Annotated in this window: 18 protein-coding genes; 5 read left to right on the top strand and 13 right to left on the bottom strand. The window is 39.2% G+C overall.

The window, feature by feature from the left end; genetic code table 11:
- Positions 1 to 3: 3 nt before the first annotated feature.
- The 5 genes from B4A24_RS17880 to B4A24_RS17860 form a co-directional block, all read right to left on the bottom strand.
- The gene (locus B4A24_RS17880) at positions 4 to 897 is read right to left on the bottom strand and encodes a hypothetical protein (protein ID WP_293946399.1); all 894 of its coding nucleotides are present in this window, start codon (positions 895 to 897) and stop codon (positions 4 to 6) included.
- Positions 898 to 905: 8 nt separating this feature from the next.
- Positions 906 to 2,933 (bottom strand): energy transducer TonB, encoded by a 2,028-nt coding sequence (locus B4A24_RS17875; protein ID WP_293946398.1) that lies wholly within the window; start codon positions 2,931 to 2,933, stop codon positions 906 to 908.
- A gap of 29 nt (positions 2,934 to 2,962) precedes the next feature.
- On the bottom strand, positions 2,963 to 3,331 hold the full coding sequence (locus B4A24_RS17870; protein WP_172393780.1) for a BlaI/MecI/CopY family transcriptional regulator: 369 nt from the start codon (positions 3,329 to 3,331) through the stop codon (positions 2,963 to 2,965).
- 148 nt (positions 3,332 to 3,479) lie between these two features.
- On the bottom strand, positions 3,480 to 3,884 hold the full coding sequence (gene arfB, locus B4A24_RS17865) for an alternative ribosome rescue aminoacyl-tRNA hydrolase ArfB (protein ID WP_293946397.1): 405 nt from the start codon (positions 3,882 to 3,884) through the stop codon (positions 3,480 to 3,482).
- The gene (locus B4A24_RS17860; RefSeq protein ID WP_293946396.1) at positions 3,881 to 4,600 is read right to left on the bottom strand and encodes a DUF1003 domain-containing protein; all 720 of its coding nucleotides are present in this window, start codon (positions 4,598 to 4,600) and stop codon (positions 3,881 to 3,883) included. Before B4A24_RS17860 ends, arfB begins: the two co-directional genes overlap by 4 nt.
- 211 nt (positions 4,601 to 4,811) lie before the next feature.
- Here B4A24_RS17860 and bshA point away from each other — a divergent pair, with 211 nt between their 5' ends.
- From bshA to B4A24_RS17840, 4 genes are all read left to right on the top strand, one after another.
- Complete coding sequence (gene bshA, locus B4A24_RS17855; protein WP_293946395.1) at positions 4,812 to 5,954, top strand: N-acetyl-alpha-D-glucosaminyl L-malate synthase BshA; 1,143 nt, start codon at positions 4,812 to 4,814, stop codon at positions 5,952 to 5,954.
- Positions 5,955 to 6,028: 74 nt separating this feature from the next.
- On the top strand, positions 6,029 to 6,733 hold the full coding sequence (pyrH, locus tag B4A24_RS17850; RefSeq protein ID WP_075991132.1) for a UMP kinase: 705 nt from the start codon (positions 6,029 to 6,031) through the stop codon (positions 6,731 to 6,733).
- A gap of 28 nt (positions 6,734 to 6,761) precedes the next feature.
- Positions 6,762 to 7,325, top strand: a complete 564-nt coding sequence (gene frr, locus B4A24_RS17845) for a ribosome recycling factor (RefSeq protein ID WP_172393776.1) — start codon at positions 6,762 to 6,764, stop codon at positions 7,323 to 7,325.
- Positions 7,326 to 7,485: 160 nt separating this feature from the next.
- Positions 7,486 to 8,466 (top strand): sugar phosphate isomerase/epimerase family protein, encoded by a 981-nt coding sequence (locus B4A24_RS17840; protein WP_293946394.1) that lies wholly within the window; start codon positions 7,486 to 7,488, stop codon positions 8,464 to 8,466.
- 39 nt (positions 8,467 to 8,505) lie between these two features.
- Here B4A24_RS17840 and purE read toward each other — a convergent pair whose 3' ends face one another.
- The 8 genes from purE to glyA form a co-directional block, all read right to left on the bottom strand.
- Positions 8,506 to 9,015, bottom strand: a complete 510-nt coding sequence (gene purE / locus B4A24_RS17835) for a 5-(carboxyamino)imidazole ribonucleotide mutase (protein WP_172393774.1) — start codon at positions 9,013 to 9,015, stop codon at positions 8,506 to 8,508.
- A gap of 7 nt (positions 9,016 to 9,022) precedes the next feature.
- Entirely contained in the window at positions 9,023 to 10,165 is a 1,143-nt protein-coding gene (locus B4A24_RS17830) for a 5-(carboxyamino)imidazole ribonucleotide synthase (protein ID WP_293946393.1), read from the bottom strand.
- Between the two features lie 32 nt (positions 10,166 to 10,197).
- On the bottom strand, positions 10,198 to 10,701 hold the full coding sequence (locus B4A24_RS17825; RefSeq protein ID WP_104384901.1) for an NADH-quinone oxidoreductase subunit B: 504 nt from the start codon (positions 10,699 to 10,701) through the stop codon (positions 10,198 to 10,200).
- A 2-nt stretch (positions 10,702 to 10,703) separates the two neighbouring features.
- Complete coding sequence (locus tag B4A24_RS17820) at positions 10,704 to 11,291, bottom strand: NADH-quinone oxidoreductase subunit A (protein WP_293946392.1); 588 nt, start codon at positions 11,289 to 11,291, stop codon at positions 10,704 to 10,706.
- Positions 11,292 to 11,418: 127 nt separating this feature from the next.
- On the bottom strand, positions 11,419 to 12,759 hold the full coding sequence (gene ffh, locus B4A24_RS17815) for a signal recognition particle protein (RefSeq protein WP_172393770.1): 1,341 nt from the start codon (positions 12,757 to 12,759) through the stop codon (positions 11,419 to 11,421).
- Between the two features lie 135 nt (positions 12,760 to 12,894).
- Positions 12,895 to 13,590, bottom strand: coding sequence for a zinc metallopeptidase (locus tag B4A24_RS17810; protein WP_293946391.1), 696 nt, complete (start codon positions 13,588 to 13,590; stop codon positions 12,895 to 12,897).
- 228 nt (positions 13,591 to 13,818) lie between these two features.
- Positions 13,819 to 14,367 carry an RNA polymerase sigma factor gene (locus B4A24_RS17805; RefSeq protein ID WP_408022393.1) on the bottom strand — a complete coding sequence of 183 codons (549 nt, stop codon included), beginning with the start codon at positions 14,365 to 14,367 and terminating at the stop codon, positions 13,819 to 13,821.
- Between the two features lie 580 nt (positions 14,368 to 14,947).
- Positions 14,948 to 16,219: a serine hydroxymethyltransferase gene (gene glyA, locus B4A24_RS17800; protein ID WP_293946390.1), complete on the bottom strand. Its 1,272-nt coding sequence runs from the start codon at positions 16,217 to 16,219 to the stop codon at positions 14,948 to 14,950.
- Positions 16,220 to 16,505: 286 nt separating this feature from the next.
- On the opposite strand from glyA, the gene B4A24_RS17795 reads away from it, so the two are divergent.
- The gene (locus B4A24_RS17795) at positions 16,506 to 16,856 is read left to right on the top strand and encodes a HesB/IscA family protein (RefSeq protein WP_293946389.1); all 351 of its coding nucleotides are present in this window, start codon (positions 16,506 to 16,508) and stop codon (positions 16,854 to 16,856) included.
- The last annotated feature ends 218 nt before the right edge of the window (positions 16,857 to 17,074 follow it).

Here is a 17,074-nt window from a genome sequence, read left to right as displayed (position 1 = left end):
CAGCTAGAATACAATATCTTTCTCTGTATCGATTTTCGTCTGCCAGACAACCTTGCCTTGCAACGTTGTATAGACAATTTCATAATCTCCTTTACAAACGACAAAGGATCCATAAAAATCTCTTGGTTTCATTAACCTATAGACGACCAAAGTTCGCTTCCCTTCGACATCTCCATACGCTTTCATTAACATATATCCAGAGTTGTTAATCTTTTCTTCAGGAATTTTATAATCAAGGTGTGAACGGCTTCCATCATCCGGACATAATATCGTTGTCCTACTCGGTGTAAAAATATAGCGATTGCGGTACATGGCAGCATTGGATAACACAATATCCTTCGCCCAGTCGATATCATTGAAATCAGCCGGAAGCAGAAATATCATGCTGACCATCCTCTCTTGCCATAGCCTGTCATTGAACGGAACGACAAAATGCAATAACTTTTGTCCTTTAAATTCATCTATGCGATAGAAATAACGTCCTTCCTTGTTTTCCTCTCGTTGAAATGCAGTCAAGTCCAATAAATGATTTTTCTTACCTTTGACATTCGGATAATTGTTCATTACCGCCAGCAGATCATAGCTAAATTTCCCCTTCAAATGTCCTGTAAATAACACCTTATAAGCTGTGTCCAGATAATTTAGATGCTTGAGCACTTTTGTGTATTTAGCATCGACTTTACTAACATTGATCGGTCCGGTATCCGCATTCCAATTTTCCCCCTTTAAAATATCGTCACCCAAAAATACAGCAAGTTCTTTATCAATATTAATGAAATATTCATCCCCTTCCACACTATATCCATTAGGCACCACCCGATAGGATCTGCAGGAAAACAATGCCAAACATACTGTTAGTGCAAGAAACAACAATAATATGCTTTCCTTTCTCAACATCCTACCTCCTACGATTTTAAGTTTTGCATCTTTAATCCTTCCCAACGGTAAACATCATAAACATCTCCATTCGCCTTCATTATTTTTAACGTTAGCTCAAATTGATTTTTAACAGGACTACCGTCAAGAATACCTGGTTTCCATTTCGCTCCAGATCGCAACAGTCGGACTAACTCGTCACCTGCCTTCGTATTAGGCGTGCTGACGACTTTAAAATTATTCAGTTGGCCATTTTTTTCGACAACAAACTGTACAACGACATTGCCGTCTTCACCTGTCGAATTTGGCTTATAATTCTTCATCACATAATCGCGTAATGCAATCATCCCGCCTATCGGCTCTGATGTCACATCCACCCGCGTATAATTTTTTACATAACCTCCATCTTCGTTAAATTTGAAATAAAAGGCAGCCTTAGACTCCACGGGATTGCCATTCACCAAAGAAGGCTCCCATTTAGACCGAGACAATAATTTGGTCGCCTGATCAATAAACTGCTGACCAAGATCAGACCTAACAATAAGAGACTTTATGGTACCATCGGGATTAATGGTGAAAAAACTTTCAATCACGGGATCGAGATCTTTATTGGATATTTTCCTTGGCATTTTAAAATTTTGGGCAAACCAGCTGCTCAAGCCATCAACGCCAAGCTTTGGTGTAGCCACGTTTTTTCTAGCTGGAGTCACCTCTTGTTTTATTGTATTTAAACGGATAGGTAAAGTATAGGCTACACGTACTTTTCTACCATTTTGTACGCCGGGATTCCATTTCTCGGCACTTTTCATCAGCTTCAACGCGGCTTCACCGGTACCGTAGCCCAGGTCTTTTTTGATTTCAAAACTCGACAAGTTCCCATTCTGTTCTACAACAAAAGAAATTTCAATGACACCATTCACACCATTTTCCAATGCAGCTTTCGGGTAGCCGTAATTGTTGCCCACCCAGCTCATAAATTGCCGCATTCCACCAACTGGCTCGGGAACAACTTCGACCTCCTTAAAAATAGCATTGGGATTCGTTGTATCCCGCTGGATCAGTGTAACTGCCTCTTCGCCCATCATCGTACTGCCTTCTAATTCGAATTGTAAAGGCTCCGTCGTTGAAATCCATTGCGGTTTAGGTACCTGATGTACTTTTTCTAACTCTTCCGCAGGTGTAGCCGATTCTTTTGATCCGGGGATCTCCAGCTGGCTAATTGAACCTTCCATATCAGCAACAAGATTCTTAGCCCTGCTGGTATTAAAAACAAGCGTCGAACCCGCTACGACCAACAGCATCGGTAAAATAGTTACATATAAAAACTTGTGTTTCCGCGCTGATTTATTCTTAAATAACATCATAATTCTTTTCTTTAAAAACGAATGATTAGAAAACTCATGCGTCAATGGCAGGTGATTCACCTGCAGCGCATGAGCGACCAGCATCTCTGCATAGGCCACCTTGTCTGTCGAACAGATTTCGTCGGCTATACATTCGTGCTGGAACTTTAACTCCTTTTGAAAGAAATATAAAATTGGGTTAAACCAGTTGAAAATTTTCAACAGCTCCATTAAAAGCAAATCATAAGAATGTCGCTGATCGACGTGAACACGCTCGTGCAATTCGATACTGCTTCTGTCTTTAATCGCTCCTCCAATGATAATTTTATTGAAAAATGAAAAACTTAGATAATTATGCTCATCTCGTAAAGCACGAATCAGCTGTACCACTCGAAATAGTAAAAAAGCACAAGCTATTGCCACACCCGTCCAATACACATAAGTCAGGATGTCGATTAGGTAAATAGGCTGCTCCTTCGGAGTACTGATAGCGATATCCATATAGCCACTCAAATCCACCGCCGGTATCGAATAGGGAATCATAGCTGCTTTCGGTAATTCGATAAAAATTCCAATTGGAGCCAACAGCGAGAATAGAATCATCCCAGTCAAATAGATCCGGTTCCATTGGAAAAAAGTGAGTTTGCGAAAAATCAGCCTATAGAGCGCAAAGCTGATAATCAATGAAACATTGACAATCAATAAGTAAATCATAATCAAAAGTTTATAAGAGGTGGTTGCTGTTATTTATTTTGTCGGATGATTGAAAGAATATCATCTAATTCTTTCACATCCAATTTATTTTCTTCCAAAAAATAAGAAAGCATACTTTTGGGAGAATTATCAAAATAATTATTCAACAACTTACCAGTGATTCCTTTTTTATATTCCTCTTTTGAAATCTTTGGTAAATACTGATGACTTTTACCAAAAGACTCATGCGACACAAAACCCTTGGTTTCGAGAATACGCACTATCGTTGAAACTGTATTGTAAGCAGGTTTTGGCTCCGGTAGTCTGTCAATGATATCTTTGACAAAACCACGTTCCATATCCCAAAGCTCCTGCATGATTTGTTCTTCTGCTTTAGTCAATTCCTTAAAATCTTCCATAACTCCTTATATTAACAGTACTGTTGTAATCGATTACAATACAAGTATATAACTAAAGAAATAGTTTTACAACTATTTCTTTAGTTATATACACAATTCACTGACAATTAGGTTAATAAAATTATTCTAATTGCTATTTTATCACAGATTAGTCGTCAAAATTCGGTCTGCGGGAGGCTTTCAACTGTGACTGCTGCTTTTTTCGGTCTAATCTTTTCAATACACTGGAATAGGGTATTTTGGTTTTTTTTCTGGGCTTGGTAGGGACAAGTGCATCTTTTATTAGACGAAGAAAACGATCAATGGCGATTTCCTTATTGCGCGCCTGAGAGCGATCTACATCAGATTCCAGCTGCAAGATGCCTTCTTTGTTGATACGATTTGAGAGCTTTTCAGCCACCACAGCTTTTTCTTCCGCAGAAAAAACTGCAGAACTAGCCACATCCCATTGCAGGGTAACCTTGGACGACACTTTATTGACATGCTGCCCGCCTGCCCCGCCGGACCGTGAAAATTTAAACGTCAGCTCCCCTATTAATCCTGTTATATTCATTTGTTTTTAAATGCTTCTTCTATTTTTTCCATTTTTTTCAGCAGAAAACCCAGCTTTTCTACTTGATCACGCTGTACATCTACAAGTTCCTGTTCTTTGCGAATAATAAGATGGTCGATTTTCTCATGTAATTCCCTGATTTCAAGCTCAGCCTTCAGGTTAATCAAATAATCATTCCGGGCTCGTTCACGATCCTTGGCCTCCTGCCTATTTTGGCTCATCATAATGACTGGGGCCTGAAAAGCGGCCACACAGGACAAAATGAGATTAAGCAAAATAAATGGGTAAGGGTCAAAACCTTTATTGTTGAACCAATATGCATTGGCCGCAATCCAGATCAGCAAAAATACAACGAAAGAAATAATAAACGTCCAGCTCCCACCAAACTCAGCAACTTTATCCGCTATCCGTTCACCTACAGAGGCCGCTACAGATGCCCCGCTGTCCATGCTTGCACTAATGACCTTGTTGTCTTTAAAGCTCTGTAGCACTTGTAGATCCAGTTGGCTCAGCTGCCCAGATTCATCTTTCAAAAATTCCGTAATATAGGCTTCTTTAAACCTGGTCAGTTCGGTAGCGGCAATATATTTATCTTTCGCAAAATTGGGATATTCCTTCCGTATCAATTTAAAAATAGGCTGTCGAATGGAAGCGCCCAAAATACGTTGTTCCAAAGGAAATTGCTGTCCTGAAATGTCACTGATGAAGTTGTCCATATACCGCTCAAATGTCTACTTAAAGATAATGCTTTTTAAGTAATCAAAAAATTCACAAAACTATGGCAATTGGTTTTTGTTATTTTAGGCATAAATAGTCGAAATTTGCAGCACAAAACATTAGATATGAAAATCGTCATGATTTATTCAGACCCTCGGGGACTAAATAAATCTGACAGCTTCATCACCTTTAAAAAATTAAATTATACAAATGAAAATAGGCATTGTTTGTTATCCCACGTTTGGTGGCAGTGGTGTTGTGGCGACGGAATTAGGAAAGGCATTGGCAGCCAATGGACATGAAATCCATTTTATAACCTACCGACAGCCTGCACGCCTAGATTTCTTTTCGGAAAACCTATATTACCATGAAGTAGCTGTATCCCAATATCCACTTTTTGACTTTCTGCCTTACGAATCTGCTCTGGCCAGTAAATTGGTCGACGTCGTGCGTTTTGAAAAGCTGGATCTAATTCATGTGCATTACGCCATTCCCCATGCTTCGGCAGCGTTTATGGCCAAGCAAATCTTGCTGACAACCTATGGCATCAATATTCCCGTGGTAACCACACTTCATGGTACGGATATTACCTTGGTTGGAAAGGATAAGAGCTTTAGTCCAGTTGTCACCTTCTCAATCAATCAATCGGATGGTGTAACAGCCGTCTCACAAAATCTGAAAGATGAGACGCTGCGGTATTTTGATATCTCCAGAGATATTATCGTTATTCCGAACTTTATCGATCTCGACAGGTTCAGTAATAAAGATCGCTCCCATTTCAAAAAGGCAATTGCTCCGGGCAATGAGCGTATCTTGGTGCACACCTCTAATTTCAGAAAAGTAAAAAATACAGAGGACGTAATTCGTATATTTAAGAAAGTTCATGATGTCATCCCTTCCAAATTGCTTATGGTAGGCGACGGCCCCGAGCGTCGAAATGCGGAGGAGCTATCACGAGAGTTGGATGTATGTGGAGATGTTCGCTTTTTGGGTAAACAGGATGCTGTCGAAGAGATTTTATCTGTTTCAGATCTTTTCTTAATGCCTTCCAGTTCAGAAAGCTTTGGATTGGCCGCACTAGAGGCAATGGCCTGCCAAGTTCCAGTTGTGTCATCCAACACAGGTGGATTGCCCGAACTCAATGAAAACGGCGTGACAGGATTCCTGAGCAATGTGGGCGATGTCGATGATATGGCCAAGAATGCCATTTACATTCTCGAAGATGTTGAACGATTGGAAAAATTTAAAGAAGCTGCATTAAATCACGCTAAAAAATTCCAGTTGTCCAATATCATGCCGCTATACGAACAATATTACCAGCAAGTAATTGATCAGACAACAAAAGCGCAATAAATATCATTTTTGGCCTTAAGGGATAAAAAAAATATTTTATCTTTGACCTTTGGAAAATTTCCAAAAAAACAATTATGAAATACAAACGTATCTTATTAAAACTTAGCGGTGAATCCTTAATGGGTGACCAAAGCTATGGTATCGATATTAACCGTGTATCACAATACGCTAATGATATCAAAGAAATTCACGATCAAGGTTTAGAAATTGCAATTGTTATCGGTGGTGGTAACATTTACCGCGGTTTAAGTGCTGAAAAATCAGGGATGGACCGTGTTCAGGCAGACTATATGGGAATGCTTGCCACAGTAATCAACAGTATGGCACTTCAAGATGCTCTTGAAAAAGTAGGTAAAAAGACACGTTTGCTAACGGCTATCAAGATGGAGCAGATCTGTGAACCATTTATTCGCAGAAGAGCAGTACGCCACCTGGAAAAAGGACGTATTGTTATTTTCGGAGCCGGTACCGGAAACCCATATTTCACAACAGATACAGCGGCATCTTTACGTGCGATCGAAATCAATGCTGATGCTGTATTAAAAGGAACACGTGTAGATGGTATTTATACGGCAGATCCAGAGAAAGATCCTAGTGCAACAAAATTCGAAGAAATCTCATTCACGGAGGTTTACGAGAAAGGGTTAAACGTCATGGATATGACTGCCTTTACCCTTTGTCAAGAAAACAAATTACCAATCATTGTATTTGACATGAACAAACCAGGCAATTTATTGAAACTTGCCAACGGCGAACATGTTGGAACCGTGGTAAAATAATTAATATCTGTAAAAAACGTAATCTTATATGAACGAACTAATTTCAATTGAATTGGACGATTGTAAAGACAAGATGTCCAAAGCAGTTGCTCACACCGAGTCTGAATTAACAAAAATTCGCGCCGGTAAAGCTTCACCGTCTATGTTAGATGGCATTTCAGTCGATTATTATGGTAGCGCGACTCCGCTTTCGCAAGTTGCTAACATCAACACAACTGATGCACGGACAATTGTCGTACAACCTTGGGAAAAATCGCTCATAAACGCAATTGAAAAAGCAATTACGGATGCTAACCTAGGCATTAACCCGCAGAACGATGGTATCGTAATCCGCTTGAATGTCCCTCCATTGACCGAAGAAAGAAGACGTGACTTGGTAAAAAAGGCAAAGGAAGAGACTGAAAGAGGCCGTGTAGCTATCCGTAATATTCGTAAAGATGCCAATGAATCCATCAAAAAATTAAAAAATGATGGTGCCTCAGAAGATGAGATCAAAACTGCTGAAGGTGAAGTCCAAAAATTGACTGATGCGTACATTGTGAAAGTTGATAAATTGGCAGAACTGAAAGAAAAAGATATCATGACTGTTTAAGGTTCCATTCTTAAACAAATCAAAAGGTCTGAACTAATTTCAGACCTTTTTTATTTTTTTGAGCATTCTATATCCCCCTCCAAAAAAATATTCCGGCAACTGCTATTGATTTTTGAGCAAAATAATTGTACATTGTACACTAACAATAATCAGTTATAGTATGAACAATTCTCGCCGTCAATTTTTAAAGCAAGCTGGAATAGGTCTTTCGGCAGCTTATCTGATGCCCAACATGATATCTTGTCAAAACAAAACGGGCGCTGTCAGTGACAATCCGCTGCAGAATATAGGTGTGCAACTGTATTCCATTCGTGATTTAATGGATAAAGACCCCAAAGGTTCTTTGGAACAGATCGCAAAAATCGGCTACAAACATGTCGAGCTTTATGGCATCGACCCAACAGCTAAACAATTTTGGAAATTACCTTATAAGGAGCTGAAAAAAATTTTGGATGACAATGGGCTAAAAACCCACTCGGGTCACTATGACATGTCAAAATATCTAAGTAAGTCACATACTGATAAAGAGGATTTGTCTATTTACTTTGATGCTGCACAAGAACTTGGTCAGGAATATGTTATTGCACCTGTAACTCCGATGTTCGATATTAATGCACTTAAAAAAGACGACTATCTATACGCTGCCGAGCAGCTCAATAAAGCAGGCGAGCAGGCGAAGAAACTCGGATTAAAAGTCGCATACCACAACCACTTTTGGGAATTTAGAGATTTAGGAAACAATACCATGGGAGAGGAAGTTATGCTGGCTTTTACGGAACCTGATCTTGTCGATTTTGAACTTGATCTTTTCTGGGCCGAAAAAGCTGGAAAAAACCCGATATCCATATTTGAAAAATTTCCGAACCGTTTCAAACTATGGCACGTGAAGGATATGGACCGTTCAAAATCGAATCCGATCGAATGGCCTAAGGATGGAAAATTACCTGTAGAACAAATTTTTAAAGATATCAAATATACCGAAGTTGGTACCGGAAGCATAAATTTCACCGAAATTATTAAAGAAAAGGCTAAAGCTGGTCTGAAATATGCATTTGTGGAGCAAGATGATATCTACATGCCTAATAAGATGGAGAGTCTTAAAAAAAGCTACGACTATGTTCAGGCAAATCTTATCAAATAAAAAAGGGAAGNNCTTCCCTTTTTTATTTGATAAATTCCCTTAGAATTGTGTATCCTCTACTTCAACGGCTGTCTCAATCACTTTACGCGCCAACTCCTCTTTGAAATCAATAATATTTTTACTTATCGTCTCATCGTGAGTCCCCAAGATTTGAGCGGCTAAAATGCCCGCATTTTTGGCAGCATTTAAAGCAACTGTCGCTACCGGTATTCCATTAGGCATCTGAAGGATAGATAATACCGAATCCCATCCATCGATAGAATTCGAAGATTTTACCGGAACTCCGATCACAGGTAAATGCGTAATTGAAGCGACCATTCCTGGTAAATGCGCAGCTCCACCAGCTCCCGCAATAATTACTTTTAAGCCGCGTGATGCTGCATTTTTCGCATAATCAAACATACGTTGTGGCGTACGGTGTGCCGAAACAATCGTAACTTCAAATTCTACTCCAAGGACTTTCAGGACATCGATGGCATCCTGCATAACAGGAAGATCGGATTTGCTTCCCATGATAATGCCTACCTGGGCCTTATTATTGACTGACATAGTGTTATTAAGCTTTAACTTTTAATATTTCCTGTACTTTTCTTGCATTTGCGATCGCTTTCTCCCGATCGTCATTGATGATACATACATGGCCCATCTTGCGGAACGGTTTTGTGTATTTCTTGCCATACAGATGCAAATAGACACCTTCCATAGCCAACACCTCCTCTACGCCGTCGTATTTTGCCAAGCCTTCATAGCCATCCTCACCCAATAGGTTGATCATCACAGCATTTGTCCGACATCTAGTATCACCCAATGGCAAATTGAATATCGCCCTTAAATGCTGGCCAAATTGAGAAACATAATTTCCCTCAATCGTTTGATGTCCACTGTTGTGTGGGCGCGGTGCCAATTCATTCACCAGAATATCGCCATTTTTCGTTAGGAACATTTCAACAGCAAGTAAGCCCACAATCTGTAGATCATCAGCAATTTTCTTGGCGATTGCCTCTGCACGTTGCTGAACCTCCACACCATATAATGATGGCGCAATAAGAAATTCCACTAAATTCGCTTGTGGATTGAATTCCATTTCTACCATTGGAAAAGTAGAGACATCACCACGGTCATTGCGGGCAACGATAACAGCGATTTCCTTTTCAAAATCTACCCATTCTTCAATCAAACTTGGTTCTTCAAAAGCATCCTGAATATCCGCTTCGGTGAGAATCTTCTTCACCCCTTTTCCGTCATAGCCATCCTTACGTAGTTTTTGGATATAAGGTAAGTTCAATGAAGCGTTTGTCAAGTTATCCTTGGTTGATATGAGTTGAAAGGTTGAAGTAGGAATATCATTTTGTTTAAAAAACTGTTTTTGTAATCCTTTATCCTGAATCAAACGAATAATACGCGACTGTGGATAAACAATGACCCCTTCCTCTTCCAATTTCTCCAATGCATCAACATTCACTTTTTCAATCTCGATAGTAATCAAATCCAGGTCCTTCCCAAAATTATATACTGTCTCAAAATCACTCAATGAACCACATTCAAATTTATTGCACAGCTTGCGACAAGGGGCATTCTTGTCGGGATCCAGCACATGAACGTTTACATTGTAATTAATGGCTTCCTGGATTAGCATTCTTCCGAGTTGACCACCACCAAGAATACCTAATTGCAGTTCGCCATAAAAATCTTTTGCCATAATTGATTTTAAAATCTTATAAAATTTATCTTCTAAGCTTTTTCTTTGAACAGCTGTTCGCCTAATAAGCTTTCTTTATCTATCTTTTTTTGTAGTTCAATAAAAGCACCGATTAATGCTTCCGGACGAGGAGGACAGCCCTGAACATATACATCCACTGGAATAATCCGATCGACTCCCTTAACGACATGATAACCATGTTGCCAATATGGTCCACCACAGTTGGAACACGACCCCATTGAGATAACATATTTTGGATCGGGCATCTGCTCATAGAGCTTTTTTATACGGTCAGCCATTTTAAAAGTGACTGTACCGGCAATAATAATAACATCTGACTGCCTTGGGGAAGGCCTAGGAAAAACCCCCATCCGGTCCAAATCATAGGTCGAAGCCATTGCTCCCATCATTTCGATTGCGCAACAAGCAATACCAAAACTCATGGGCCACATGGACGAAAGCCTTGCCCAGTTTAGCAAATCATCCAATTTGGCAACGACAACACCATTATTTTGCAATTGACTATCTAAACTCATGCTTACTCAGGTTTTTTAAATCGAGGTTTAAAAGCAATCTTTGGAGCAGCCGTCACCTCTTGCACCATCGTATTCTCCAGGCTGCCATCTGCTTGCGGTCTATAATCCCTAACTTGATAAGTACTATTGTTCAGTGATGAATAAGCACTTTGTGGAATATTTACCGGAACCTTGGGAAGAGATACATTGGGTTTGACCCATTCCAAATCGCCCTTTTTCCAGACAAAAACCAATCCCAAAATTAAAATACCAATAAACATGGCCATTTCAATCAGGGTAAACCAGCCCCATCTGCCATCCGCAGCAATATATTCCGATTGTCCAAATACCGTAGCCCAAGGAAAAATAAAAATGAGCTCTACATCGAAAAGTAGGAATATTAAAGCGATGACGTAAAATCGAGGATTGAATTGTACCCAGGAGGAGCCGATAGGATCTTCGCCACATTCGTAGGTACCAGATTTAATGGGATTACTCTTTTTGGGAGAAATTAAACGTGCCAGAAAAATGGTCGCACAGACTAACAGTGCCCCTATCAGCAGAATGATAAGGATTTTGCCGTATTCCGATAATTGTGCGGGGTCATCCATAATGATTACAAATTTAATAATTATTTCGTTTACTCTAGCGAGGAACTTGAAATTACAAATTATTTATTAAAAAAATAGGGCATTGTACAGATACAATGCCCTATAATATATTAACAATACACTTAAATTACATTTTTCCAGGCATTTTAGGCATATTACGCATCAACTTAGCGGCCATCGCTGGGTTAGACATTTGCTTCATTACCTTACGCATGTCGCCAAACTGCTTCAACAATTTGTTTACTTCGTTAATGTCAGTTCCCGAACCTTTAGCAATACGTAAGCGACGTTTTTGGTCAATTACATCCGGGTTTTCGCGCTCAAAAGGCGTCATCGAATCAATGATCGCTTCAATAGGTTTGAAGGCATTATCGTCGACCTCAATATCTTTCATCGCTTTTCCTACTCCGGGGATCATGCCCATCAAATCTTTCATGTTACCCATTTTTTTGATTTGTTGGATCTGTGATTTGAAATCGTTGAAATCGAATTTATTCTTACGAATTTTCTTTTGGAGCTCAGCAGCTTGCTTTTCGTCAAACTGTTGTTGCGCACGCTCTACCAAAGATACGACGTCACCCATACCTAAAATACGAGAAGCCATACGATCTGGATAGAAAACATCCAGTGCATCCATCTTCTCACCGGTACCGATAAACTTAATCGGTTTATTGACCACAGATTTAATCGATAATGCGGCGCCCCCACGTGTATCACCATCTAATTTGGTTAATACAACACCTGTAAAATCAAGGCGATCATTGAAGGTCTTTGCCGTATTGACAGCATCTTGCCCTGTCATAGAGTCAACGACAAATAAGATCTCATCTGGTTTTGTCGCTTCTTTCACTGCGGTGATCTCCACCATCAAAGGCTCATCTATCGCCAAACGGCCAGCGGTATCAATAATGACCACATTATGGCCATTGCGTTTTGCCTCTTCGACCCCTGCTTTCGCAATAGCAATTGGATCGGTTGATTCTCTATCGACGTAAACAGGTACACCAACTTGCTCAGCGAGTACTTCCAACTGGTCAATCGCGGCCGGACGATAAACGTCACCAGCGACCAATAATGGTTTTTTATTCTTTTTATCTTTGAGGTATAGGGCTAACTTACCGGAAAAAGTTGTTTTACCGGCACCGTTCAGACCCGCGATTAAAATGACAGTAGGATTTTTACCAGTCTCCAACTCGGTAACAGATCCGCCCATCAATTCTGTCAACTCATCATTCATGATTTTAGTCAACAGTTGACCTGGAGAAATACTTGTCAAAACGTTTTGCCCTAAAGCTTTTTGTCTGACATCATCTGTAAAAGTTTTAGCAGTCTTATAATTCACGTCGGCATCCAACAACGCTTTGCGAATTTCTTTCATCGTTTCAGCAACGTTGATTTCGGTAATACTGCCTTGCCCTTTTAATACCTTAAAGGCCCTATCTAGCTTATCTTGAAGATTTGAAAACATAAAATCTGAGTCTTATTCTATATAAACAGCAAAGTTAAAAAAATTGTCTGTAGTAACCTCATTAACACCCTATAAAAAATGCGACTATTAAAAATAATCGCATTTCGTTATATCCTAAAGTTACTAAATCTCTCTTTACTCGCTCCTACGCCCACCAAATAACATGGACGCATAGTATAAAAGTGTTACCAAGGCACTCAAAGCAGCCACTACATAGGTCATGGCAGCCCATTTTAGCGCATCCTTCGCTCCATCATGTTCCTCACCGTTATAGGTTACACCGGCATGATTTAACCAAGCTAACGCTCGGTTTGACGCATCAAATTCCACCGGAAGTGTGATAAACGAAAAAATTGTTGTGATGGCTAATGCACCTACACCTACAGCCAACAGCCAAGGATTACCGCCTTTGGAAAATGCAAATAACATCACACCCAGCATCAATACCCATGAGGTCAGTTTGGAAGCAGCATTGACCATAGGCACCATTGCCGAACGGAAACCTAACCATTTGTAGGCTTTTGCATGCTGAACAGCGTGACCACACTCGTGGGCTGCGATTGCCGCAGCAGCCACACTACGACCACTATACACTTCAGGGCTCAGGTTGACTGTTTTATCGGATGGATTGTAATGATCTCCTAAGCGATCAGGAATAGATATTACTTTTACATCATAAATACCGTTATCGTTTAGCATTTTCAGTGCGATCTCAGCACCTGACATCCCATTCCCCAATGGCATCTCCGAATACTTCTTAAATTTGTTTTTAAATCGTGTCTGGACAATCAGGCTTACCACCATTATTCCAATAAATAAAATCAAGTACATAGCTTTTATATTTTTAACGTTATTATCTTTATTTAATAGTTTCAATATGACTATCAAACCCTATTCCAATTCCCATAAACTGAGTAAGGCGTGAACTTCTAAGATAATAAAAAGTGTATAACTGACAAAAAGAACAAATTCTTCTGATCCCAACATGACATAGTAGCATAAAAAAGGGAGTGAAAACTCACTCCCGCTTTATTGTTATTTTCTAGACTACTTATTCGATTATCCCATTTGAAAAACCAAATCTGATCCCTCTATCATCTTGCGTAAATTACTCAGGGCGTAACGCATTCTTCCCAAGGCGGTGTTAATACTCACCTCTGTTATCTCAGCAATATCCTTAAAGCTCATATCACAAAAATGACGCATAATTAAAACCTCTTTTTGATCATCAGGTAGTTTCTGGATCATTTTCTTTAGGTCTACGTCGACCTGCTGTTTCAGCATCTTAGACTCAGCGCTCTCATCACTGAATTCTAACACCTCAAAAATATCAAAACCATCTGCATTAACAATATTTGGGGCACGTTTTGCTTTCCTAAAAAAGTCAACGATCATATTGTGGGCAATTCGGATAGCCCAAGGCAAAAATTTACCCTCTTCATTGTATTTGCCAGATTTTAACGTGTTGATGATTTTAATGAAAGTCTCTTGGAAAATATCTTCAGCAAGATATTCGTCTTTTACTTTCATATATATAGAGGTGTAAATTTTCGATTTATATCGATTCAACAATGCCTCTAGGCCGGACTCTTGGCCCCCGACATACATTTGGATCAATTCTTGATCACTCTTACTTTTCAAAAGTCTCATACGTCACTTACTTTTTTAGCAGTTCGCAATTAAATTATCAGTTCTGTTGTAAAATGTAAATGTTTAGCGTATAGCGTTCCTTTCTTATTGTAAAACAATCAATTAATACTTATCTCAAAGTACCGTAAAATTATTGAGTAATCAAATTTTTACATTCTATTTTAAGATTTTTTAACATTTAAAAACTTACCGATATTTCCTTCCTTTCAAAACTATATTGAATAAAGCTGCTAAAAGATCTGAATCTCTGTATGGTCTACAATAAACACAACTACAAAATTAACAGGGACCTAACACGGAGTTTATAGGGCGCTTATTCGGATGAATACGTATAAAGAGTCCTTTTAATTCCCCCATTATAACTGGATAAAACCATTCCTATTTCTCTCGTTAACCCCCAGCTGTTAACGAAATATCACGGAGATGTTTTGATGCAGATATTCGAAATAGACCGCATCTTTGTGAAGGTCACATACGCTCCAAAAGAAAAAGCGGAATCACCCTAAAGTAATTCCGCTTTTTACTATGTGAATATGTCTTATTTATACAATGGAAATTCGGCCATCATAGCTTTCACTTTGCCATGGATTTTATCCAGTCCAGCATCGTTTGATGCATTTTGTAATGCTTCATCAATAAGCTCTCCAATTTGGATAATTTCATTTTCCTTGATACCACGCGTAGTGATCGCAGCTGTACCAAAACGTACACCTGAAGTCACAAAAGGAGAACGTGTGTCAAAAGGAACCATGTTTTTATTGGTCGTGATACCTGCTTTACCCAATACAGCTTCAGCTTCTTTACCAGAAATGTCTTTGTTACGTAGGTCCACTAACATCAAGTGGTTATCCGTACCGCCAGAGATGATCTTATAATCTTTCTCAACGAAGAACTTCGCCAATGCTGCTGCATTTTTCTTTACTTGAACAATGTACTCCATGTATTCGTCAGATAAAGCTTCGCCGTAAGCAATTGCTTTTGCAGCAATTGTATGTTCCAAAGGACCACCTTGTGTGCCTGGGAAAACAGCTAAATCCAACAACTGTGTGATTGTACGAGTTTCACCTTTAGGTGTTTTGATACCCCAAGTGTTTTCAAAGTCCTTACCAACCATAATCATTCCACCACGTGGACCACGTAGCGTCTTGTGTGTAGTTGTTGTAACGATATGACAATGTGGAAGTGGATCATTTAATAAACCACGAGCGATTAACCCTGCTGGGTGTGAGATATCAGCCAAAACAATTGCACCGATTTCATCAGCAACTTTACGGATACGGGCATAATCCCAATCACGAGAATAAGCCGACGCACCACAGATGATCATTTTTGGTTTTTCACGAAGTGCAGTTTCCTCCAATTGTTCGTAATCAATCAGACCTGTATCTTCTTTTACGCCATAAAATAATGGTTGATAGATCTTACCAGAAAGATTCGCTGGAGATCCGTGAGTCAAGTGTCCACCATGCGATAAATCAAGACCTAAAATTTTGTCGCCAGGCTTGATAGTCGCCAAAAAAACAGCTGCATTTGCTTGCGCTCCAGAGTGAGGTTGAACATTGACCCATTCTGCACCAAATAATTGTTTCGCACGATCAATAGCAATGCTTTCGATCTCGTCCACCACTTCACAACCTCCATAGTAACGTTTTCCTGGGAGGCCTTCTGCATATTTATTTGTCAACACTGAACCAGCAGCTTCCATCACTTGTTTTGACACAAAGTTTTCCGAAGCAATTAATTCAATACCTTCTTCTTGGCGTTTCAGCTCATCAGCTATTAAATTAAAAATGGCTTGATCTCTTTCCATTGTTTTTAAATATTGTAAAGTAAATTTTGTATTTTATTTTAATGCCTCAAAGATAGCATATTCCATAAAGAATATCGACAAAAAGCCATATTTTATTAAATGTTCCTAGAAAAAGAAGCTTATTTATGCGAATTAGCTAATTCGTAGAATATCTATTAAATCACATTTAGTATAATCCAATGCAATAAAAATTGAATGTTTTGTAAATGTCAAAAAATCCATTGCAGACGATTTGCGATTAAAAATATGTATTTTTGCTTTAAGAATTGGCTAAAACTATATCAAAATGAGCACAGAACAAACAGCAATTGCTCCCGTTACCTTAACCCAAGGGGCAATAAAGGAACTCAATAAATTGAAGGATCAGCAAGAAATCTCTGATGATTTTGGTTTACGTGTTGGTGTGGAAGGTGGTGGTTGTTCAGGTATGAGTTATATCTTAGGTTTTGACCAGAAAAAGGATGGAGATAACGAATACGAAATTGAAGGCATTCGCGTTTTTATGAACAAAGCACATGGTCTATATTTGGCAGGCATGGAAATTGATTTCAAATCGGGGCTCGATGCCAGAGGTTTTACCTTCAATAACCCTAATGCAACAAGCACCTGTGGCTGTGGAAGCAGCTTTTCAGCATAAACTGAAATTTATACATATTCCAATACAAAAAGGGATTACTAACAGTAATCCCTTTTTTCCCTCACCGTTTCTCAACGCATTAACCTTCGCTGGCACCTTAATCATACAATTTTCCAAATTTGAGTGATTTGGTTGTTTTCAAAAATTTAGCGCTTCATTTAATGATATTACAGCTACAAAGCCCTCTTTCTTTTTCCATCATAATTCACTAAATTAGC

This window comes from Sphingobacterium sp. UBA7249, from assembly GCF_002472835.1.
Lineage (GTDB): Bacteria > Bacteroidota > Bacteroidia > Sphingobacteriales > Sphingobacteriaceae > Sphingobacterium > Sphingobacterium prati.
This window is presented reverse-complemented; position numbering and strand designations above follow the sequence as displayed.